The sequence below is a fragment of the Nocardia sp. NPDC003482 genome, from assembly GCF_053588115.1.
Map to the genome: position 1 here is coordinate 91,213 of NZ_JBSFPI010000001.1, position 20,702 is coordinate 111,914.

Below are 20,702 nucleotides of genomic sequence, written 5' to 3' on the forward strand. Positions count from 1 at the left end.
GCGCCCCGCGGCCGGGCTCGAATCAGGTGCGGGGGCGCTCCAGAATCCGGGACATCACGATATTGCTGCGGGTGCGCCCGACGCTGGTGTTCTTGCGGATCCGCTCCACCGTCGACTCGATCTCGGCCATATCGGTGGCCATCACGTGCACCAGGGCGTCGGCCTCGCCCGCGATCGTCCACACCCCGACGACCTGCGGAATCGGTTCGAGACTGCGGCGCAGTTCGGCGGGGGAGATGTTGTCGCGGTAGTAGACCTCCACATAGGCCTCGGTGCGCCAGCCCAGCGCGGCCGGATTGACCAGCGCGGTGAAGCCGGTGATCTGCCCGCCCGCGACCATCTTGTCGACGCGACGCTTGACCGCGGGCGCGGACAGTCCGACCGCCGCGCCGATCTCCTGGAACGAGGCGCGGGCGTGCCGCAGGAGATGGGCGAGTATCCGCCGATCCAGGTCGTCCACGGGCCGCTCCCAATCTGTTTCGATGCGGCGCAATGAATCTTCGCCGAGAAGGGTGATCACGCAACGATTCGGTGTTCCTGACGCAACGCTACGCCACATACCGTCGTCTCAACCTGTTGCGCGCCGAACCGAGGGAGCCTCGTTGACCGTCGTGACCACGCTGCCCGCCCCCGCACCGGCCGACCTCCGCCGGTTCACGCCCCGCCGTTTCCTCATGTGCCGACCCGACCACTTCGAGGTCCGGTACGCGATCAATCCGTGGATGGACGTGAGCGCGCCCGTCGACCGCGCCCGCGCGCTCGACCAGTGGGAGACCCTGCGCCGAACCTTCGAACGCCACGGACACACCGTGCACGTCGTGGACGGTGAACTGGATCAGCCGGATATGGTCTTCGCCGCCAACGGCGGCCTGGTCATCGGCGACCGCGCCCTGTCGGCCCGCTTCGCCACCCCCGAACGCCGCGCCGAGGGCCCCGCCTACCACCACCGCCTGTCCCGCCTCGGCCTCACCGAGGTCGCCGCGGCGGCCGAGATCAACGAGGGCGAAGGCGATTTCGCCGTGGTGGGCCGACTCATCCTGGCGGGCACCGGTTTTCGCAGCTCACCCGCCGCCCACCGCGAGGTCGAACGCTTCTTCGGCCTCCCCGTCCTCACCCTCGATCTGGTGGACCCCCGCCTCTACCATCTCGACACGGCCCTCATGCCCCTCGGCGACACCATCGCCTACTACCCGCCCGCCTTCAGCCCCGCCAGCGCCGCCCTGCTGGCCCACCTCTTCCCCGACGCGATCATCGCCACCGACGCCGACGCGGAGGTCCTGGGCCTGAACGGCGTCTGCGACGGCCACCACGTCTTCCTCACCGACCGCGCCCCACACCTCGCCGCTCACCTCACCGAACGCGGCTTCCGCCCGGTCGGCGTCGACCTCTCCGAACTCCTCAAGGCGGGCGGCAGCGTGAAATGCTGCACGCTGGAACTGCATTTGCCGCCGAGCCTCAACGCAACCGTTCCGCCACCGCACGCAGCCCGGCGGCGAACACCTGCTCACTGACGAACCGGGCGAATTCCGCGGGATCCGCGCCCTCGACGGTGAAGTCGGCCCACCACTGCGCGAAGGTCGCACCCGTGTCGGTGACCGGCGTCAGCAGCACGCCCGCCACGTACTCGCGCATCGGCATGGACGATTCGATGATCGAGTACTCGTATTCGTGATTCGACGGCTCGAACTTCAGCAGCCGCTCCCGGACGAACCCGTCCGCCAGCGTGAGATATCGGACCGCGCCGACCTCACGCGGACCGGGACCGTCCTCGATGCGGCTCGCCACGATGGCCGGATGGAATGCGGCCAGCCCGTCGAAGTCGTCGAAGAACGCCCACACGCGATCGATCGGCGCGTCGAGCACGGAACTGGCGAACGCGGTGTGTGTCATGCGTCAACGGTATCGAAGTTGCCGGGCCGCCAAAGGCGTTGTCGCCGAACGCGATCAGATTTCCTCGTCCACCCGGTAACCCGTCGGGGTGGCGACGATATCGAGGACCTCGCCCCGGGGTCGGCCGCAGCGGCGTTCACAGCCGGACCAGTGCTGGCGGCTCACCACCTGTCCGGACTCGATGGCGGCCGCGGCGTCGGAGCGGACATCGGTGTGTGATTTCGCGCAGCCGGGCCGCCCGGCGCACGCGGTGACCAGCAGCCAGGGCGACTCGGCGTCGAAGATCAGTCCCATCGGGGCGAGGACGCGCACGACCTGCTCGGCCGCCCACTCGTCCAGATCGGGCAGCACCAGACCGCGCCACGGCGTGATGATCACCGGACGCTCCACGGCCGCGAGGAATTCGGCGGTGCGGGCGGGCAGCCGACCCAGGCGCACCCCCGCGCCCAGGGCGATCCGGTCGTCGTCCTGGGTGAACCAGCCGATCGGATTGTCTTGGCGCACGGCGATTTCCAGCGGTTCCGCCACCGCTTCCAGGCCGAGCGCCGCGAGGATTCGATCCGCGCCGTGCGGGATCTCGTGCAGCCGCCACCTGTCGCCGCGGAGTTCTTGGAACGTGCGCGCCGCCGCGATCAACGTCGGTATCGCCTGCCCGTACCGAAGCCGTACCCCGCTGTCGCGTCCACCCAGCAGCAGCGCGAACTCGTCGGCGTCGGTGGCGTGCACCCCGATGTCGCCGCCGAGGCCGCTCACATCCCCGCGCCCGTCGTCGAGGGTGAACAACACCCGTCCCGGCAGCCCGGCCAACGCGGGGGCTTCGCGAATCGCCTCGTCGAGACGGGGCACCAGATCCCGCACATCGGCCCAGCCGCCCACCCGCCCCGACAGCGGGGAGGCGACGATATTGCGGACCCGCTCGTGGGTCGGGCTGGGCAACAGATCCGCGGTCGCCAGCCGCGCGGCGAGCGCCTCCGCGTCGTGGATCCGCCGCAACTGCGCATTGCCCCGCGAGGTCAGTTCCAGCGCGCCGTCACCCAGATCGCTCGCGGCCGCCGCCAGCACCCGCAACTGATCCGGGCGCAGGATGCCGCCCGGTAGCCGGATGCGGGCCAACGGACCATCGGCGGCCTGATGCAGGCGCAGGACGCCGGGGCAGGAGTCGGGTTCGGAGCGGTTCATGACCACCCCAGACTACGGACACCCACCGACACGAACACGGCCCGGCAACCGACGGCTCGTCCGCTCGTTGTCGCTACACGTCGAAACGCCGATCCCGTCCCGCCCACGGCGGATCCGGAACATAGCTGTCCGACAACAGATGTGGCGTCTCGTGATGATCGACCCGATCCCGCCGCGCGGTCGACTCGAACACCAGCAGCCCCGTCACCGCCACCCCGGCGCACACCCCCGCGGCCGCCACCGCCAACCCTCTGTTGTTCCCCGCGGCGGCCGCCAGCGCCATGGCCAGCAATGCAACGGCAACCATCATGCACACAATTCCCGACCAGGCAGCGAATCGATTCCGCCTGGCCCACCCAGGTGAGTTCGGCATACCCACAGCGTACGCTCCGACCGGTCGGTCGAAAACACCCGAAACATCCCAAATCTCACCTACCCAGCCGCACCCTTTATTCGAATCCGCACCCCCTCCAGGCCCTGCAAGGGGTGCGGATTCGAACAAGGGGTGCGGCTGTGAAGAAGTCGTTGCGCGGGGTTCGCGCGGCATGCATCGTTGTCGGTGCGGGCAGCGGCCGGAAGCCGTGGCCCACCCGGGGGCGATGTAGCATCCGGGGGCTCGTCGACTACGAGGAAACCGGTGCAATTCCGGTGCGGTCGCGCCACTGTGACAGCCAGACCCTCTCGGCGAGCGCGAATCCGTGCTGGGCGCGTCACCCGAGGAAGGCCGAACCGTGATCCTGCTGCTGTCCACCTCCGACACCGACCTGTTGTCCGCCCGCGCCAGCGGCGCGGCCTATCGGCTCGCCAACCCCGCGCGATTGCTCCTCGACGACCTGCCCGCCCTGCTCGACGGTGTGGACCTGGTGATCGTGCGCATCCTCGGCGGCCGCCGCGCCTGGGAGGAGGGCCTGGACGCGGTGCGCGCCAGCGGTATTCCGCTGGTGGCCCTCGGCGGCGAGATGGCCCCCGACGCCGAGCTGATGGAGGCGTCGACCGTGCCCGGCGGCGTCGCCGCCGACGCCCACAACTACCTCGCCGCGGGCGGACCGGACAATCTGCGCCAACTGCACAACTTCCTCTCCGACACCGTCCTGCTCACCGGCCACGGCTTCGAACCGCCCGTCCACCTGCCCAACTGGGGCGAATTGCCGCGCGCCGCACGCGAATTCGACGATTCCGTGCCCACGGTCGCCGTGCTCTACTACCGGGCCCAGCACCTGGCGGGCAACACCGCCTATATCGACGCCCTGTGCGCGGCCATCGAGGACGCCGGGGCCCGCCCGCTGCCGCTGTACTGCGCCTCGCTGCGCACCGCCGAACCGGAACTGATCGAGACCCTGCGTGCCGCGGACGCGCTCGTCGTGACCGTGCTCGCCGCGGGCGGCAGCAAACCGGCCACCGCCGCGGCGGGAGGCGACGACGCCGCCTGGGACATCGGCGAACTCGCCGACCTGGACGTGCCCATCCTCCAAGCGCTCTGCCTGACCAGCGGCCGCGCCCAGTGGGCGGACAACGACGACGGCCTCACCCCGCTCGACGTGGCGACCCAGGTGGCCGTGCCCGAATTCGACGGCCGCATCATCACGGTCCCGTTCTCGTTCAAGGAGTTCGACGCCGACGGCCTGTCCACCTACGTCCCCGACCCCGAACGCGCGGCGCGCGTGGCGGGCATCGCGGTACGGCACGCCCGCCTGCGCCACATTCCCGTCGAACGGCGGCGCATCGCCCTGGTCTGGTCGGCCTATCCCACCAAACACGCCCGCATCGGCAACGCCGTCGGCCTGGACACCCCGGCCAGCGCGATCCGCCTGCTCACCGAAATGCGCACGGCCGGTTACGATCTCGGCGCCCCCGGCGAGATCCCGGGCCTCGAGGAGCGCGACGGCGACGCGCTGATCCACGCCATCATCGCCGCGGGCGGACAGGACCCGGACTGGCTCACCGCCGAACAGCTCGAGGGCAACCCGATCCGCATCGGCGCCCGCCGCTACGCCGCCTGGTTCGACACTCTGCCCGAGGAGCTGCGGGAGGCCGTGGTCGAGGCGTGGGGTCCGCCGCCCGGCGAACTCTACGTCGACCACTCCGCCGACCCGGCGGGCGAAATCGTCATCGCCGCACTGCGTTTCGGCAATGTCGTGCTCATGGTGCAGCCGCCCCGCGGCTTCGGGGAGAACCCGGTCGCGATCTACCACGATCCCGATCTGCCGCCGAGCCACCACTACCTGGCCGCCTACCGCTGGCTCGCCGATCCGGACGGGTTCGGCGCGGACGCCCTGGTGCATCTGGGCAAGCACGGCAATCTGGAATGGCTGCCGGGTAAGACGCTGGGCATGTCGGCGGCCTGCGCCACCGACGCCGCGCTGGGTGATCTGCCGCTGATCTACCCGTTCCTGGTCAACGATCCGGGTGAGGGCACCCAGGCCAAGCGCCGCGCCCACGCCACCCTGGTCGACCACCTCATCCCGCCGATGGCCCGCGCCGAGAGCTACGGCGACATCGCCCGGCTCGAGCAGCTGCTCGACGAGCACGCCAACATCTCCGCGCTCGACCCGGCCAAACTGCCCGCCATCCGCCAGCAGATCTGGACGCTGATGCGCGCCGCGAAGATGGACCACGATCTGGGCCTGACCGAGCGCCCCGACGAGGACTCCTTCGACGACATGCTGCTACACGTCGACGGCTGGCTGTGCGAGATCAAGGACGTGCAGATCCGCGACGGCCTGCACGTCCTCGGCCAGGCCCCGGTCGGCGAGGGCGAGCTGGATCTGGTCCTGGCGATGCTGCGCGCGCGACAGCTCTGGGGCGGCGAGATCGCCGTGCCCGGCCTACGAGAGGCATTGGGACTCAACGAATCCGGCACCGAATCACGCGACCGCGTCGACACCGTCGAGGCACACGCCCGCACCCTGCTGTCCGCGTTGCAGGCCGCCGACTGGTCACCCGACGCGGTCGACGAGATCCTCACCCGCCTCGTCACCGACCCCAGCACCCCCGACCTCGATCGCGTCCCCGCCCCCAGCATCCCTGACCCCAGCACCCCCCGCCCCAACGCCCCCGGCCCCGGCCGCGACTTCGACCACAGCGCCCCTGACCCCCGCGTCCTCGCCCCCGTCGCCCCCGCCCCCGACCGCGTCCCTGGCCCAGGTCGCGCCCCCGACCCCAGCGCCCCCGGCCCCGAGCGCGTCCTTGACCCCAGCGCCCTTGACCCCAGCGCCTCCGGCCCCAGCATCCTCGACCCCAGCGCCTCCGCCCCCGACCGCGTACCCGTCCCGGCGGACCGGCTGGACGCGCTGCGCGCGGTGCTGCGTTTCGCCGCTCTCGAGGTCGTGCCCCGGATGCGGGAGACGGGGGTGGAGATCGACCGGATCCTGCACGCCCTCGACGGCGGTTTCGTTCCGGCCGGGCCGAGCGGTTCGCCGCTGCGCGGGCTGATCAATGTGCTGCCGACCGGGCGCAACTTCTACTCCGTCGACCCCAAGGCCGTGCCCTCGCGGCTGGCGTGGGAGACCGGTCAGGCCATGGCCGACTCACTGCTGCAACGGTATCTGGCCGACCACGGTGAGTACCCGCGCTCGGTGGGTCTGTCGGTGTGGGGCACTTCGGCCATGCGGACCTCGGGAGACGACATCGCCGAGGTGCTCGCGCTGCTGGGCGTGCGACCGGTGTGGGACGAGGCCAGCCGCCGGGTGACCAGCATCGAGGCCGTCGATCTCGCCGAACTCGACCGGCCCCGCATCGACGTCACCGTCCGCATCTCCGGCTTCTTCCGCGACGCGTTCCCGCATGTGGTGACGCTGCTCGACGACGCGGTGCGCCTGGTCGCCGAGCTCGACGAGCCCGCCGAGGCGAATTACGTTCGCGCCCATGCCCGCGCCGATCTGGCCGAGCACGGCGACGCCCGGCGCGCCACCACCCGCATCTTCGGCTCCAAGCCCGGCACCTACGGGGCGGGCCTGCTGCAACTGATCGACTCCAAGAGCTGGCGCACCGACGACGACCTCGCGCAGGTGTACACGGCGTGGGGCGGCTACGCCTACGGCCGCGACCTCGACGGCGCCCCGGCCGCCGACGATATGCGCAGTGCCTACCGCCGGATCGCGGTGGCCGCCAAGAACACCGACACCCGCGAACACGACATCGCCGATTCCGACGACTACTTCCAGTACCACGGCGGCATGGTCGCGACCGTGCGCGCGCTCACGGGTAAGGATCCGGAGGCGTACATCGGCGACAGCACCCGCCCCGACGCCGTGCGCACCCGCACCCTGTCGGAGGAGACCACTCGCGTGTTCCGGGCCCGGGTGGTCAACCCGCGCTGGCTCGAGGCAATGCGCCGCCACGGGTACAAGGGCGCGTTCGAGATGGCCGCGACCGTCGACTATCTGTTCGGCTACGACGCCACCACCAATGTGGTCGCCGACTGGATGTACGAAAAGCTCTCGGAGAGTTACGTTTTCGACGAGGTGAACCGCAAGTTCATGGAGCAGTCGAATCCGTGGGCGCTGCACGGCATCGCCGAACGACTGCTCGAGGCCGCGCAGCGCGGGCTGTGGGAGCACCCGGAGGCCGAGACCCTGCGGCGGCTCCAGCAGGTGTATCTGGAGACCGAGGGCGAGCTGGAGTAGGCCGGAAAAAATATTCGAGAATTCGTGCGCGCGGATGTCGAGAACGTGTCGGCGGCTCCGTCCCAGGGGTACGAGCAGCCGATGACGGCGGCTCGACCACCTCGACACCAGGAGCGATACCCATGGAACAGCACGAGATCACCGAGATCCTGAACCGGCCGATCAGCCGGGAGTTGCTGGCCCGCGACCTGACCCGGCTGGCCTACGTCGCCACCGACGGCACGCCGCGCAGCATCCCGATCGCGTTCACCTGGAACGGTTCGCGGATCGTCCTGTGCACCACGAAAAACGCGCCGAAACTGCCCGCGCTGCGCCGCAATCCGATGGTCGCCCTCACCATCGACACCGAGGTCCACCCGCCGAAGATCCTGCTGCTGCGCGGGCGCGCCGAACTGGACGTGGTCGACGGCATCCCGGAGGAGTACCTCCAGATGAACGGCACCTACGAGATGACCCCCGAACAGCGCGTCGCCTGGGAGGCCGAGATCCGCTCGCTCTACGACGGCATGGTCCGGATCGTCATCACCCCGACCTGGGCGAAACTCATCGACTTCGAGACCACCCTGCCCAGCGCCGTCGAGGAACTGGTCCGGCAACGGGCCGAACGGCAGGACGCCTGAAACCCGCACGGACAGCACGACCCACAGACCGACGAGGAGAAGAACGATGGCGAAGTACTTGCTGCTAAAGCACTATCGAGGCGCCCCGGCCCCCGTCCACGACGTGCCGATGGACCAATGGACCCCCGAGGAGGTGGCCGCGCACATGCAGTACATGGCGGATTTCGCCACCCGCCTCGAGGCGACCGGCGAATTCGTCGAGAGTCAGGCGCTCTCCCAGGAGGGCACCTTCGTCCGCTCGGACGGCGAGGGCCGCCCGCCGGTCACCGACGGGCCGTTCGCCGAAACGAAGGATCTGATCGCGGGCTGGATGGTCATCGACGTCGACAGCTACGAGCGTGCCCTCGAATTGGCCGCCGAACTGTCCGCGGCCCCGGGGGCGGGCGGGAAACCGATCGGGGAGTGGCTCGAACTGCGGCCGTTCTTCGAGGCGATGCCCACGGTGACGGAGTGAACGAGGCGCTGCTGCGGGAGCTCGTGCCCGCGGTGATCGGCGTCCTCGTCCGGCGCGGAGCGGACTTCGCCTCGGCCGAGGACGCCGTGCAGGAAGCGCTGATCCGCGCCCTGGCCAGTTGGCCCGACGATCCGCCGCGCGATCCCAAGGGCTGGCTCGTCGCGGCCGCGTGGCACAAGTTCGTCGACGCCACCCGATCCGAGAACGCCCGGCGCGGAAGGGAACTCGCGACCGAGGCGGAGCCACCGCCCGGACCGGTGTCCGGCGGCGACGACTCGCTGTGGCTCTACTTCCTCTGCGCGCACCCCTCGCTGTCACCGAGTTCGGCGGTCGCGCTGACGCTGCGCGCCGTCGGTGGTCTGACCACCCGCCAGATCGCGGCCGCCTACCTCGTGCCCGAAGCGACCATGGCCCAACGCATCAGCCGAGCCAAACGCCGCCTGGCGGGCCTGCCGCTCGACCGCCCCGGCGACCTGCCGACGGTGCTGCGCGTGCTCTACCTCGTCTTCAACGAGGGCTACAGCGGCGACGTCGACCTGGCCGCCGAGGCGATCCGCCTCACCCGCCAACTGGCCGCGGCCACCGACGATCCCGAGGTCGCGGGCCTGCTCGCCCTCATGCTGCTCCACCACGCCCGCCGCGCCTCCCGACTCGCCCCCGGCGGCCGCCTGATCCCGCTGGCCGAACAGGACCGAACCCGTTGGGACACAGCGCTAATCGCGGAAGGCGTGACGATCCTGCAAGCCGCCCTGGCCCGCGACCGTCTCGGCGAATACCAGGCCCAGGCCGCCATCGCCGCCCTCCACGCCGATGCCCCGAGCACCGCCGAGACGGACTGGGTGCAGATCGTCGAATGGTACGACGAACTCCTGCGCCTCACCGACAGCCCGGTGGTCCGCCTCAATCGCGCGGTCGCGGTGGGGGAGGCCGACGGGGCGCAAGCAGGTCTGGCCGAATTGAGCAAGGTCACCCCTGACATCCCGCGCTACACCGCCGTCCACGCCTACCTCCTCGAACGCGCGGGCGACCTCCCCCGCGCCGCCGACTTGTACGTCCAGGCCGCCGAGGCGGCGACCAACGCGCCGGAACGAGTCCACCTCACCCGCGAGGCGGCCCGGGTACGACAACTCCTGCGGTGACCGACCGCGCGAGTTCCCCACTCCCGCAAGGTATCCGGGCGATCGTCCGGGCCGGTCGGGAACCGGTCCTACCGTATCCCGCCCGAACGTGGCGGCGGAGCTCTCGGTAAGACGACACGCCCTGATTCGCCGAGGCACCAACGTCGCCCCCGGCTTCGCTGCCCCTCGAAGCGCGGGCTTCGGCGGTCTCGCAAGCCGGAGGAGGATGAAGACGGAAGTCGCTGGGGCACAGGCCGATCGGCCCACCCGGCATCAGGCGCATCCTCTCTCCACGGCAGGTGAATGACATGACAATGGTGAAATACGCCGCCGCGGCGGCGTTATCGACAGCCGCACTGGCCGTCGCCGCCGCCACGGCCCACGGCGAAGCGGGAGTATCGGCGGTCCCCGTGCTCAGCGGCACCGATCACGGCGTCGGCTACACCGCCGCCGTGGCGCGGGATCGGTCGAGCGCCACGGTGACCCTCGACTCCGGCAGCTTCGTCGCGACCGCGGGCGGGCTGTCGGTGCGGGCGCCCGACGGCTCGATCATCGCCACGGTGCCGACCGCGGTGCGCACGGTCACCGGTCAGGACGTCCTGGTGACCCCGGAGGTCGACGCCGCCGCGACGACCCTGACGCTGCGCCCGGTCGGCGCGGCCGTGCCGGAAGTCGCCGCGCCGCAGTTCATCGCGGACACCCAGACCATCGTCGGCGGTGTCCTGCTCGGCTGCGCGATCGGGGCGCTGATCGGGTTGATCTTCGCGATCGTCGGCATCATTCCCGGCTGTGTGATCGGCGGGATCATCGGCGGCGTCGTGGCCGCGAACCAGCACTAACCCGCTCCGGACGCGAATCCCGCTGCGCGCCGGAACCTTTCGGCGACGCGGCGCAGGTGCTCGGCCAGCTCCGGCGAGTCGAGCACTTCGAAATCGGTGTCGAGCAGGCCGAGATAATGCGTCAGTGCGGCCGCCGAGTCCGAACCCACCTCGGCGATACACCGGTCCGGTCCGTCGGCCTGGACCGTGATGGCGGCGGGGAGTCTGTCGCGCATCGCCGCGGCGGAGGCGTGCACCCGCACCCGGGCTCGGAAACGCCATGTCGCGGTGTCGATGCCGCGTTCCAGATACCGGGCGACATCACCCTCGGGGGAGGGCCGCGGGGTGAACCGCGGTCCGGTCGGTGTGCGCGGGGTGAGCCGATCCGCCCGGAACGTCCGCCAATCGTCGCGTTCGACGTCCCAGGCCACCAGATACCAACGGCCGGAACGATGGACGAGCCGGTCGGGTTCGACGACCCGCGCCGTCGCGTGCCCGGAATGATCCCGATAGTCGAAACGCAACCGCTCCCGCCCGCGGATCGCGGCGGCGACCTCCGTGAGCACCCCGGCGTCCACCGTCGGCCCGACGCGGGGGATGTGCACGATCGCCGCCAGCACCGTGTCCATTCGATGACGCAGCCGCGACGGCATGAGGTGCAGCAGTTTCGTCAAGGCCCGCAGCGAGGTCTCCTCGACGCCGGTGACCGCCCCGCCCGCGGCTGTCCGCAGGGCCACCGCGACGGCTATCGCCTCCTCGTCATCGAGCAGGAGCGGCGGCAGTGCCGAACCCGCACCGAGTCGATACCCGCCCGCCACACCGGGCGTCGCCGTCACCGGATAACCCAGGGCGCGTAGCCGTTCCACATCGGTGCGGACAGTGCGGGTCGACACGCCCAGTCGCCGAGCCAGCTCGGGCCCAGGCCAGTCGGGGCGGGCCTGCAACAGCGACAGCAGCCGGAGCAGCCGCGCGGAGGTTTCCAACATCCTCCGAGATTGCCAGGAATCGCGGAAGAAAGTCTTCCGCGATCGTTCCTAGCGTGGCGGTCATGACGAACTCCTCCGACATCCGTCCCTTCCGCATCGAGATCCCGACGTCCGAGATCGACGATCTGCGCGAGCGACTCGCCCGCACCCGCTGGCCGGACCCGGTCCCGGGCACCGAAACCGATTGGGCGCGAGGCATTCCCGTGCACGCGGTCCGCGAGCTGGCCGAGTACTGGGCGAGCGGCTTCGACTGGCGCGCGAGGGAGGCCGAACTGAACGTCTTCCCGCAGTTCACGACCGATATCGACGGCCAGACCATCCACTTCCTGCACGTGCGCTCACCCGAACCCGACGCGCTGCCCTTGCTGATCACGCACGGCTACCCGAGTTCGTTCGTCGAATTCGTGGACCTGATCGGCCCGCTGAGCGATCCGCGCGCCCATGGCGGAAACCCTTCGGACGCTTTCCATCTCGTGATCCCGTCCCTACCGGGCTTCGGCTTCTCAACGCCGCTGTCGGCCCCCGGATGGGAGCTGGCGCGCACCACCGATGCCTTCGCGGAACTCATGCGGCGCCTGGGGTACGAGCGGTTCGCGGCACACGGCGGGGACGTGGGGGCCGGGGTGACCGGGCGGCTCGCCGCCCTGTTCCCCGATCGCGTGATCGGCACGCACGTCACCAGCGACCGCGGCTCACTCGGTTTGGCGGGCGAGCAGTTCCCCATTCCCGAGGGCCTCGACGAGAACGAACTCTCGGTCATCGCCGCCGCGCGGGAACACTGGTCGCAACGCAAGGGATATCTGGTCCTGCAAACGACCCAGCCCAATGGTCTCGCCGTCGGCCTGACCGATTCCCCGGTCCTGCAACTGGCCTGGATCGCGGAGAAGTTCACCACCTGGACCGGCACCGCGAACGCCATCGGCCGGGACCGGATCCTCGCGATTGTGAGCGTGTACTGGTTCACCCGGACCGGGGCCTCCGCGGCTCGATTCCTGTGGGAGGCAGCGCATTCCGGCCTCGCGTGGACCGTTCCGTCGGCGGTTCCGCAGGGCTGGGCCGTCTTCGACGCCGATCCGGTCCTGCGCAAGGTCATGGATCCCGGGCGGCGCGTCGAGCACTACCGCGAATATGCCGAGGGCGGGCACTTCCCGGCGTTGGAGGTCCCCGCCCTGCTGACCGCGGATCTGCGTGCCTTCTTCGGTCCGCTGCGGACCTGATCCGAAACCCGCGTCGCCGGGTTCACTCGGGCGCGATCTCGATCCCGATCGTCCCGCTCCGGCCGCGGCGCAGCACGCTGCCGCTCACCGTCAGCCATCCCATGATCCCGTACTTGCGTTTGATCAATCCCCGTACCCGCTCGGTACCGGCCTCGTCGAGCACCCGGCCCGTCCCGCGCACCACCTCGCCTCGCGGCTTCCCCGACACCGAACACGGCTGCAGGGTGACGGCCGGATTGTTCCGCACCCGCTTCACCTTCCAGCTGTCACTCGCGGTCCACACGTACAACTTGCCGTCGTCGAGCGCCGCCCACAGCGGCGTCCCGACCGGATTCCCGTTCTTACGGAACGTCGTGAGCAGCACGTACTTGGCGGTACCGGCCGCACCGAAGGGATTGTCCACTCGGGCAGCCTAACCCGTCCCTGTCCGGACGGGGATTCGCTCAGGCCGCGAGGGTCAGCACCGTCGGCCCGTCCTCGGTGACGGCGATGGTGTGTTCCGAATGCGCGGTGCGCGAGCCGTCGGCGGAACGAAGCGTCCAGCCGTCCGGATCGGTGAAGATGCGGTCGGTGGTGGCGGCGAACCACGGTTCGAGGGCGAGGGTGAGGCCGGGGACCAGACGGAAACCGCGGCCGGGCTTGCCGTTGTTGGGGACGTGCGGATCCTCGTGCATGGTGCGGCCCAGGCCGTGGCCGCCGAACTCGGTATTGATCGGATAACCGTACGAGCGGGCGACGCCGGCGATGGCCGCGGAGATGTCGCCGATCCGATTGCCCGGCACCGCCACGGCGATGGCGGCCGCGAGGGCCTCCTCGGTGGCGCGCACCAGGCGGCGATCCTCCTCCGACGCGGAACCGACGATGACCGTCACGGCGGAATCGGCCACCCAGCCATCGATCTCGACCGCCAGATCCATGCTCAGCACATCCCCGTCGCGCAGTGTGTAGTCGAACGGGAGACCGTGCAGCACAGCGTCATTGACCGACAGGCAGATCGTATTGCGGAACGGGCCGCGGCCGAAGGAGGGCGCGTAATCCCAGTAACACGACGTCGCCCCGCGCTCCTGGATGCGGCGGCGCACATGCTTCTCCAGATCGAGCAGATTCACCCCGACCTGGGCGCGCTCGCGCAGCTCGCTCAGGACATCGGCGACGAAACGCCCGGTGACCCGCATGCGCTCGATCTCCGCCGGACTCTTCAACTCGACCACGACCACCTCCGTTTTCGGTATTTAAATACCGACCATAGCGGTTGCGGTATTTGAATACCAACCCGTAGGCTGACCCGCATGGTCCGCCTTCCCCTCACCCCTACCCAGGTCGAGGCCGGTCGGCGACTCGGCACCTACCTCCGGGCCGCCCGCGCCGACCGCGACCCCGCCGATATCGCCCGCGCGGCGGGCATCTCCCCGGAGACGCTTCGCAAGATCGAGACCGGCCGCCTCCCGAGCCCCGCCTTCGGCACGGTCGTCGGCTTGAGCCGCGCCTTGGACATCCCGTTGCAGGAGTTGGCCGAGGTGTGGCAGTCCGCCGCGCTGGCCGAATCCGCCTGAGTCGTCACTCGCCCGTCAGTTCGGCGGGCGTGGCCACCACATCCACCATCGCCCCGTTCCGGAGCACCGTGACGGGCAGCTCGCGGCCGATGGCATCGGCGAACAGATGACGTTGAATGCCTTGCGCGTCACGGATTTCCGCGCGGTCGATGCTGAGCAGCAGATCGCCCCGGCGAAGTCCGGCCCGGTCGGCCGGACCGTCGCGCACGACGTCCACGATGCGCAGGGCGGCGCGCTGTCCCGTGCGTGCGGCGACGGCGTCGGGTAGGGGAGCGGGCACCCCGACGATGCCGAGATAGCCCCGGCGGACCCGGCCCTCGCTGAGGAGCGTCGTGATGATGCGCCGGGTGGTGGCATTGATCGGTATCGCCAGTCCCAGCCCGATTCCGGCGACCGCGGTATTGATCCCGACCACTCGGCCCGACGAATCCGCCAGCGCCCCACCGGAATTCCCCGGGTTGAGCGCCGCGTCGGTCTGGATGACGTCCTCGATCACCCGCGTCGTGCGCCGCGTCCCCACCGGCACCGACCGCCCCAGCGCGCTCACCACCCCCGCGGTCACCGACCCCGCCAGCCCGAGCGGACTCCCGACCGCGACCACCAACTGACCCACCACGAGCCCGTCCGCGTCCCCCAACACCACCGCGTCCGGCGCCCCGCCCCGCGCCCGCACCACCGCCAGATCCGACAGCGGATCCACCCCCACGACATCGAACCGCCCCTCGTTCCCATCCGCGAACACCACACTCCCGGCGTTCGCGCCCCCCACCACGTGCGCGTTCGTCAACAGGAACCCGTCATCGGTGAACACCACCGCCGACCCGCCCCCGCGCCGCACCTGAACGCTCGCGACATGCGGCGTCACCGCCCGGGCCACCGACACCACGACCCGCGAATAGGCATCCAGCGCAACGGAATTCGCGTCCAACGCGTCCGCCTCGCTCGAGATCGCGTCCTCAGCCACGGCGATCACCACCTACCGATTACAGAATTACACCGTTTACTCCAGCATCCCCCGTCCTCCCGTCCCTGCCACCGTGTTCACCACCAGCGCAATACCGTTCCGAACCGTGTCGATCCGACGACGCGCAGCAAGTCGAGCTTGCTCGCGGCGTCGGTTCCCGGGCGAGCGCTGTACACCATGACTCGGAGATCCGAATCCAGCGTGGTGAGCACGTCGCAGTCCAGCGTGACGAGGCCGACCGTGGGGCTATCGATCGTCTTGGGCTGCGATCCGCGCGGCGCGAGAGCGAATGTGTCGTAGTGCTCGGCGAATTCGGGACTCTTGTCGCGGAGATCCCGGACCAGCTCGGCGAGGGCGAGGTCGTCCGGGTACACGGCGCTGGCGCGCCGAAGGTCGGCGGCGAGTTCCCCGCCGAGCCGCCGGTGGTCCTCCTCGGTGTGGACGACGCGATTCGGCAGTCCTCGGAAGTGGCGCCAGACCAGGTTCCGCTCCCGAATCGCTTGTGGCTCATCGAGTTCGAACAAGGAGATCCACAGCGCGTTCGCCACGACCAGGTCCCAGCTCGCGGTGAAGACGGCCACGGGCGTATGAGCGAGACTGTCCACGATTCGCGCGACACCCGGGCCGATGTGGCGCGGGACGCAACCTGACGTCGGCGTCTGCGTACCCGCCGCGCGCCAGAGCAGGTCACGTTCGGCATCGGACAATCTCAACGCCCGGGCCAAAGCCCCCAGCACCTGCGGGGAAGGATGTCGCGCGCGCCCCTGCTCGAGTCGGACGAGGTAGTCGACCGAGATCCCCGCGAGCGAGGCCAGTTCCTCGCGCCGCAGGCCCGGTGTGCGCCGCAGACCATCGGTGGGCATCCCCACCTCGGCCGGTGTCACTCGCTCGCGCCAGAAGCGCAGCGCGCGCGACAGTTCCGGGCTCATGTCCCCACTGTCGCACCCGTGGCGGTGCCACCGCGTGGTACTCGTAGTACCTGGAACGACCCGGGCGCCGCGCGGACGCTGAGGGTATGTCGAACAGAGTCGCAGTGGTCACCGGGGCGAGCGGAGGGATCGGCGAGCAGATCGCGCGCGGTTTGGCCGAGGTCGGCGACACGGTCATCATGGTCGCGCGCGACCGGGAACGGCTGAGCCGGGCGGCGGAGCGGGTCGGGCATGTCGTCCCTGGAGCCAGCCTCGAGATCGATCCGGTCGACCTCGCCGACCTGGCCCAGGTGCGCGCGTTGGCCCGGCGACTGATCCCGCGCCGACCGAGTGTGGTGGTCAGCAATGCCGCGGTGATCGCACCACTCGGCGATCGCACCCCGTCCGGTCTGCACCGCACCCTCGTGGTGAACCACCTGGCGCCGTACCTCCTGCTGCGCCTGCTGGCAGCCGACCGGTCGGACCGCGCGCGGCGATTCGTCGTCGTGGGCGGATCACCGCGCGGACTCGCCCGGGTGCCGGTCGACCTCGACGACCTGAATGCCGAGAACCACCGCGGGCTCGGCTGGCCGCCGAGCGTCCGGCCGTTCACGGCCTACGGCCGGACCAAGAATATGAACGTGATGTTCGTCTACGCGATGGCACAACGCCTCGCGGGCACCGCCACGACGATCAACGGAGCCCACCCGGGCGTCATCCGAGGAACCGGCCTGGGCCGACACGATCGGGGCGTCCTGAGGCTTTTCGGCTCGGCGCTGACCCTGTTCACGCCCGGCAGCGAGGCGGGCGCGCGGACTCCGCTCCGGCTCGCGACCGACCCCGCGGTCGAGGGCGTCAACGGTTCGTTCTTCGTCGATCGCACGGCCACCGGCACCGCGGCGCACACCACCGATCCCGTCCGGATCGAAGCGCTGTGGCGCGCGAGCGCGCGCCTCGTCGGCATGACCGCCGAGGACTCGACCGGAACGAGGAATTACCATGACGCCCAATAGAACTGACCGCTCTCGGCGATCGGCCCTGCCCAGGCGACTGGCGACCGCGGCACTGGTCATCGCATGGTCGGTTCCGGCGTTGACCATCCACGCCGCCGCGATCGCCGACCCGGCGACCGCGGATCTCCCATTCGACGAACCGACCTCCTACGACACCTCGCCCACGCCGCCGGACGCCGCGGCCCGGGTGGCCACACCGGCTGACACGGCACCGGACCGGTTGAACGGCGACGTCGTCGCCTCGTGGTGGATGCTGAAGGACCCCGCCGACCCGAGGCACTCGCTGTTCGTGGTCGATACCGAGACCCTCTGGCCCGCGCCCCGCCGCATCGGACAGAGCAACCCGTTCGTCTGGGCCATCGTGGACGAGGCCAACGCGACCACGCCGCAATTCCCGTTCGGCAACGGGTCGCTGGCGCTGAAAGACGTTGGCCCGGGCGGTATTTGGCCGGAGTGGGCGCGGGTCGACAGCGAACCCGGAATACGGTCAGCCAGTTTCGCCATCGATTACGCTCCCACGTCGAACAGCTGGCACGTAATGGCCCGGTCCCCTCTAGTCTCGGCCGACTTCACCGCGGACCATCCCGTGCCCGGATCCTTCTATCGGGTTCCCGTCGACGGGGACGGCACCGAACCCACGGATGTCGACGCCGTGATCAACAGTCGGGTGACCGGCAGCGTCACGATGAACGGCCGCACCATCGATGTCACCGGCTGGCGCGGCGAATATTGGCGAATGAGCCTGTTCCCCAGCCTGATCGGCAGTCAGCTCGATCCGCGCACGTCGTGGCGCGGGTGGGAATGGACCGATGTCATGGAGCCCGACGGCGGGTCCAGTCAGTTCTACGGATTCATCGACCCGAACGGACGCTACAGCGGGGTCCTGGTCGACGCTCGCCCCACCGGCACCCGGATCTGCTCGAAAACGACGGTGGAATTCGGGGACTACGCGCCCGGCAGGTCGATGTACGGGGACCATACGCCACCGATGCGGCAATACGCGGTCCCCGGCCGTATCACCGTGACGTGCGCTCCCGGCGAGAGATTCCGCATGACCAAGACGTTCTATCCCGACAGCCGAGACTACGCGGACGTCGGCATCGTGGACTTCGCGGAGCTGCCCGTGCACACGGTTCCCGGCTCCTTCGGCAGCTATGAACACGAGCGGTACGCCACCTATCGCACAGGGCATTGAATCAGGGATGGCGGGTGACCGGCGTGGGGAGGGAGGCGGGGAAAGTTGTTGTGTCCTCGATGTATTCGCGGTACTCGGTGAGGGCGTGGTCGAGGAGGCGGGTGAGGGCGGCTTGGAGGGTGGGGGGTTCGGCGGGGCGGACGGTGAGGGTGCGGGTGCCGGTTTCGAGGTAGCGGCCGTCGTTCTCTATGTCGTACCAGCGGACCGTGCCGACCTTGCGGGGTTGGCGGTTGCCGACGTGGCGGGGGCCGCGGAAGACGGTGATGACGCCCGCTCCGGTGGCGGGGCGGCGGACCAGGCGGCGGTAGCGCTGGAGGGGGGTGGAGTCGCCGGGGTAGTGCAGGGTGGGCTGGTTCTCGGGGTAGAGGTCGGCGGCTACGAAGGCCTCGGCGGGGAGGGTGCCGGGCGGGGTCGGGGGAAGGTGGCCGAGGAGGCGGGCGGGGAGTTGTTCGGCGGTGGTGATGGTGAGTTCGATGCGGGGGTCGCGGGTGAACTGGACGGCGAGGGCGGCGTGGCGGTCGTGGCGGGCGGCGGCGACGCGGAGCGGGCCGAATTCGTCGGAGACGCCGTGTATTTCGGCCCACGCCTCCGGGGCCGTGAGGACGGTGAACGCCCGCCGCAGCAGGTCGGCCTCGTTCCAGCCGAGGCGGCCGTGCTCGGAGTACTCCGCGCGCACCCGAGCCCAGAACTCGTCGCGCTCGTTGACGTGGCTGAACCTGGACAGATAGTCGAGCGGATAGAGCATGCGATCGTTGGCCGGGCCGTACCAGAGCGCCGCGAACTCCTCCATATCGAACGACCAGGTTGCCATCGCTACTCGCCGATCGTCGGTGGGACGTTCTGATCCTTACCCGGATCCGCCCCCGAGGTCTCCCGTCGTCCCTCGTACTTCCGGCCCATCCGATCCCGATCCCCCGTGAACCGCACCCGAATCCGCGGCATCCGATGCTCATCGGAATGTGCGGGCGGAACGTCATCGGCGGCATGCACCGCCGCGGCCCCGATCACCCCCGCCGCCGCCGGCCCGGCCTCCGGCATGATGTCGACGGGCTCCTCCACCCCGACCGCCTCCCCAGTCGGCGGAGGCTCGGGCGTATTCACCAGCGGCGCAGGGGGAACCGGCTTCGGCGGTGCGGGCGGCGGGGTGCCGGGGCGCGCCGAATCCGGCAAGCCGTGGGGCGCGGGCGGCGGAGTGCCGGGCCGCGCCGGATCGGGCGAACCGTGGGGTGCGGGCGGAAGATTCGGCCGCGTCGAATCGGCCCCGTGGTCCGCCCCGGGCGACTGTCCGGGTACGCCACCCTGATTCGGTGGTACCTGGGCGTGCGGCGCGGCCCCGCCCGGTGCCGGAGATCCACCCCCGGCCGGGGGCGCCCCACCATCCGGAACCGGCAGCGACGGAACATGCGGCACCACACCCCCTTGTGGCACCGGCACGAAAGGCGCATGACGCGGAGCCGAAAGCCCCGGTCCCGCAGGCGCATTCGTCTGCGGAGCCGACCCGCCACCTCCCGAACTCGGCGCACCGGGCGACCCCGATGATCCGCTCGCCCCGCCCTGCACCGAGGAACCCGAGGGAGCGGGCGCACTCGGAGCCGGACCACTCTGGGGACCCGGCGTGATGGGCGTCTGCGGGGCAGAAGGACTCGGCGCGGGCGCGACAGGCGTTTGCGGCCCCGATGGAACCGGGGTGGGCGCGACCGAATTGCCCTGCGGCCCAGGCGAAACCGGTGAACTGGGCGTATGGGAAGACAGGCCCGGCCCGGGGGCGGGTGTATTGCCCTGTGGCGCAGGCACATCCGGTGCGGCGGGCGAGTGCGGCACCACGGGGCTCGCTGGGCTCGGCGCGGGAGCGAACGTGTTGGCCCCGGGCGCAGGCACATTCGGTGTCGAGGGTGTCTGCGGGATCGAGGGGCTCGGCGCGGGGGCGAAGGTACTGCTCCCGGGCGCGCTCGGTGTCGCGGGTGTGTGCGGTAGCGACGGATTCGGGGTGGGGGCGAATGTATTGGCCCCGGGCGAATTCGGTGTCGCGGGTGTCTGCGGCAACGACGGATTCGGTGTGCCCAGGGTGGGGGCATTGCTCCCGGGCGAATTCGGTGTGGCGGGTGTGTGGGGTAGTGACGGATTCGGTGTGCCTGGGGTGGGCGCACTGCCCCCGGGCGCAT

At 70.3% G+C, this 20,702-nt stretch carries 21 protein-coding genes; 10 read left to right on the forward strand and 11 right to left on the reverse strand.

Annotation, left to right across the window (positions count from 1 at the left end):
* Window positions 1-22: 22 nt before the first annotated feature.
* Window positions 23-460, reverse strand: a complete 438-nt coding sequence (locus ACWDSJ_RS00430) for an Lrp/AsnC family transcriptional regulator (protein WP_387357305.1) — start codon at window positions 458-460, stop codon at window positions 23-25.
* Window positions 461-611: 151 nt separating this feature from the next.
* Between ACWDSJ_RS00430 and ddaH the strand changes: the two genes are divergently transcribed.
* Window positions 612-1,511, forward strand: coding sequence for a dimethylargininase (ddaH, locus tag ACWDSJ_RS00435; RefSeq protein ID WP_450029007.1), 900 nt, complete (start codon window positions 612-614; stop codon window positions 1,509-1,511).
* Here ddaH and ACWDSJ_RS00440 read toward each other — a convergent pair.
* From ACWDSJ_RS00440 to ACWDSJ_RS00450, 3 genes are all read right to left on the reverse strand, one after another.
* Entirely contained in the window at window positions 1,456-1,890 is a 435-nt protein-coding gene (locus tag ACWDSJ_RS00440; protein WP_450028540.1) for an SRPBCC family protein, read from the reverse strand. The genes ddaH and ACWDSJ_RS00440 overlap by 56 nt on opposite strands.
* Before the next feature lie 54 nt (window positions 1,891-1,944).
* Window positions 1,945-3,069, reverse strand: coding sequence for a precorrin-3B synthase (gene cobG, locus ACWDSJ_RS00445; protein ID WP_450028541.1), 1,125 nt, complete (start codon window positions 3,067-3,069; stop codon window positions 1,945-1,947).
* Between the two features lie 73 nt (window positions 3,070-3,142).
* Complete coding sequence (locus ACWDSJ_RS00450) at window positions 3,143-3,379, reverse strand: hypothetical protein (protein WP_387357308.1); 237 nt, start codon at window positions 3,377-3,379, stop codon at window positions 3,143-3,145.
* 670 nt (window positions 3,380-4,049) lie between these two features.
* Here ACWDSJ_RS00450 and ACWDSJ_RS00455 point away from each other — a divergent pair.
* From ACWDSJ_RS00455 to ACWDSJ_RS00475, 5 genes are all read left to right on the forward strand, one after another.
* Window positions 4,050-7,694: a cobaltochelatase subunit CobN gene (locus ACWDSJ_RS00455; RefSeq protein WP_450029008.1), complete on the forward strand. Its 3,645-nt coding sequence runs from the start codon at window positions 4,050-4,052 to the stop codon at window positions 7,692-7,694.
* Between the two features lie 122 nt (window positions 7,695-7,816).
* On the forward strand, window positions 7,817-8,314 hold the full coding sequence (locus ACWDSJ_RS00460) for a pyridoxamine 5'-phosphate oxidase family protein (RefSeq protein ID WP_450028542.1): 498 nt from the start codon (window positions 7,817-7,819) through the stop codon (window positions 8,312-8,314).
* A 46-nt stretch (window positions 8,315-8,360) separates the two neighbouring features.
* Window positions 8,361-8,768 carry a YciI family protein gene (locus tag ACWDSJ_RS00465; protein WP_387357311.1) on the forward strand — a complete coding sequence of 136 codons (408 nt, stop codon included), beginning with the start codon at window positions 8,361-8,363 and terminating at the stop codon, window positions 8,766-8,768.
* The gene (locus tag ACWDSJ_RS00470) at window positions 8,765-9,907 is read left to right on the forward strand and encodes an RNA polymerase sigma factor (RefSeq protein ID WP_450028543.1); all 1,143 of its coding nucleotides are present in this window, start codon (window positions 8,765-8,767) and stop codon (window positions 9,905-9,907) included. Before ACWDSJ_RS00465 ends, ACWDSJ_RS00470 begins: the two co-directional genes overlap by 4 nt.
* A 287-nt stretch (window positions 9,908-10,194) precedes the next feature.
* Window positions 10,195-10,725, forward strand: coding sequence for a hypothetical protein (locus ACWDSJ_RS00475; RefSeq protein ID WP_450028544.1), 531 nt, complete (start codon window positions 10,195-10,197; stop codon window positions 10,723-10,725).
* Here ACWDSJ_RS00475 and ACWDSJ_RS00480 read toward each other — a convergent pair.
* Complete coding sequence (locus ACWDSJ_RS00480; RefSeq protein WP_450028545.1) at window positions 10,722-11,690, reverse strand: helix-turn-helix transcriptional regulator; 969 nt, start codon at window positions 11,688-11,690, stop codon at window positions 10,722-10,724. The genes ACWDSJ_RS00475 and ACWDSJ_RS00480 overlap by 4 nt on opposite strands.
* A gap of 62 nt (window positions 11,691-11,752) precedes the next feature.
* On the opposite strand from ACWDSJ_RS00480, the gene ACWDSJ_RS00485 reads away from it, so the two are divergent.
* Window positions 11,753-12,907 (forward strand): epoxide hydrolase family protein, encoded by a 1,155-nt coding sequence (locus ACWDSJ_RS00485; protein ID WP_450028546.1) that lies wholly within the window; start codon window positions 11,753-11,755, stop codon window positions 12,905-12,907.
* A gap of 22 nt (window positions 12,908-12,929) precedes the next feature.
* On the opposite strand, the gene ACWDSJ_RS00490 is transcribed toward ACWDSJ_RS00485, so the two are convergent.
* Together ACWDSJ_RS00490 and map are read right to left on the reverse strand one after the other, a co-directional pair.
* Window positions 12,930-13,310, reverse strand: a complete 381-nt coding sequence (locus ACWDSJ_RS00490; RefSeq protein WP_387357316.1) for a PPOX class F420-dependent oxidoreductase — start codon at window positions 13,308-13,310, stop codon at window positions 12,930-12,932.
* A gap of 40 nt (window positions 13,311-13,350) precedes the next feature.
* Complete coding sequence (map, locus tag ACWDSJ_RS00495; RefSeq protein WP_450028547.1) at window positions 13,351-14,118, reverse strand: type I methionyl aminopeptidase; 768 nt, start codon at window positions 14,116-14,118, stop codon at window positions 13,351-13,353.
* A 78-nt stretch (window positions 14,119-14,196) separates the two neighbouring features.
* Here map and ACWDSJ_RS00500 point away from each other — a divergent pair, with 78 nt between their 5' ends.
* Complete coding sequence (locus tag ACWDSJ_RS00500; protein ID WP_387357318.1) at window positions 14,197-14,460, forward strand: helix-turn-helix transcriptional regulator; 264 nt, start codon at window positions 14,197-14,199, stop codon at window positions 14,458-14,460.
* Window positions 14,461-14,464: 4 nt separating this feature from the next.
* Here the strand turns inward: ACWDSJ_RS00500 and ACWDSJ_RS00505 are convergent, their stop codons facing one another.
* Together ACWDSJ_RS00505 and ACWDSJ_RS00510 are read right to left on the reverse strand one after the other, a co-directional pair.
* Window positions 14,465-15,424, reverse strand: coding sequence for a S1C family serine protease (locus ACWDSJ_RS00505; RefSeq protein WP_450028548.1), 960 nt, complete (start codon window positions 15,422-15,424; stop codon window positions 14,465-14,467).
* 77 nt (window positions 15,425-15,501) lie between these two features.
* On the reverse strand, window positions 15,502-16,353 hold the full coding sequence (locus tag ACWDSJ_RS00510; RefSeq protein ID WP_450028549.1) for a helix-turn-helix transcriptional regulator: 852 nt from the start codon (window positions 16,351-16,353) through the stop codon (window positions 15,502-15,504).
* An 86-nt stretch (window positions 16,354-16,439) separates the two neighbouring features.
* Between ACWDSJ_RS00510 and ACWDSJ_RS00515 the strand changes: the two genes are divergently transcribed.
* Entirely contained in the window at window positions 16,440-17,345 is a 906-nt protein-coding gene (locus tag ACWDSJ_RS00515; protein WP_450028550.1) for an SDR family NAD(P)-dependent oxidoreductase, read from the forward strand.
* A complete protein-coding gene (locus ACWDSJ_RS00520) occupies window positions 17,332-18,540 on the forward strand; it encodes a hypothetical protein (protein WP_450028551.1) in 1,209 nt (402 codons plus the stop codon). Before ACWDSJ_RS00515 ends, ACWDSJ_RS00520 begins: the two co-directional genes overlap by 14 nt.
* A gap of 1 nt (window position 18,541) precedes the next feature.
* Here the strand turns inward: ACWDSJ_RS00520 and ACWDSJ_RS00525 are convergent, their stop codons facing one another.
* Both ACWDSJ_RS00525 and ACWDSJ_RS00530 read right to left on the reverse strand, forming a co-directional pair.
* Window positions 18,542-19,351 (reverse strand): ESX secretion-associated protein EspG, encoded by an 810-nt coding sequence (locus ACWDSJ_RS00525; protein ID WP_450028552.1) that lies wholly within the window; start codon window positions 19,349-19,351, stop codon window positions 18,542-18,544.
* A 2-nt stretch (window positions 19,352-19,353) separates the two neighbouring features.
* Complete coding sequence (locus tag ACWDSJ_RS00530) at window positions 19,354-19,599, reverse strand: hypothetical protein (protein ID WP_450028553.1); 246 nt, start codon at window positions 19,597-19,599, stop codon at window positions 19,354-19,356.
* Window positions 19,600-20,702 lie beyond the last annotated feature (1,103 nt).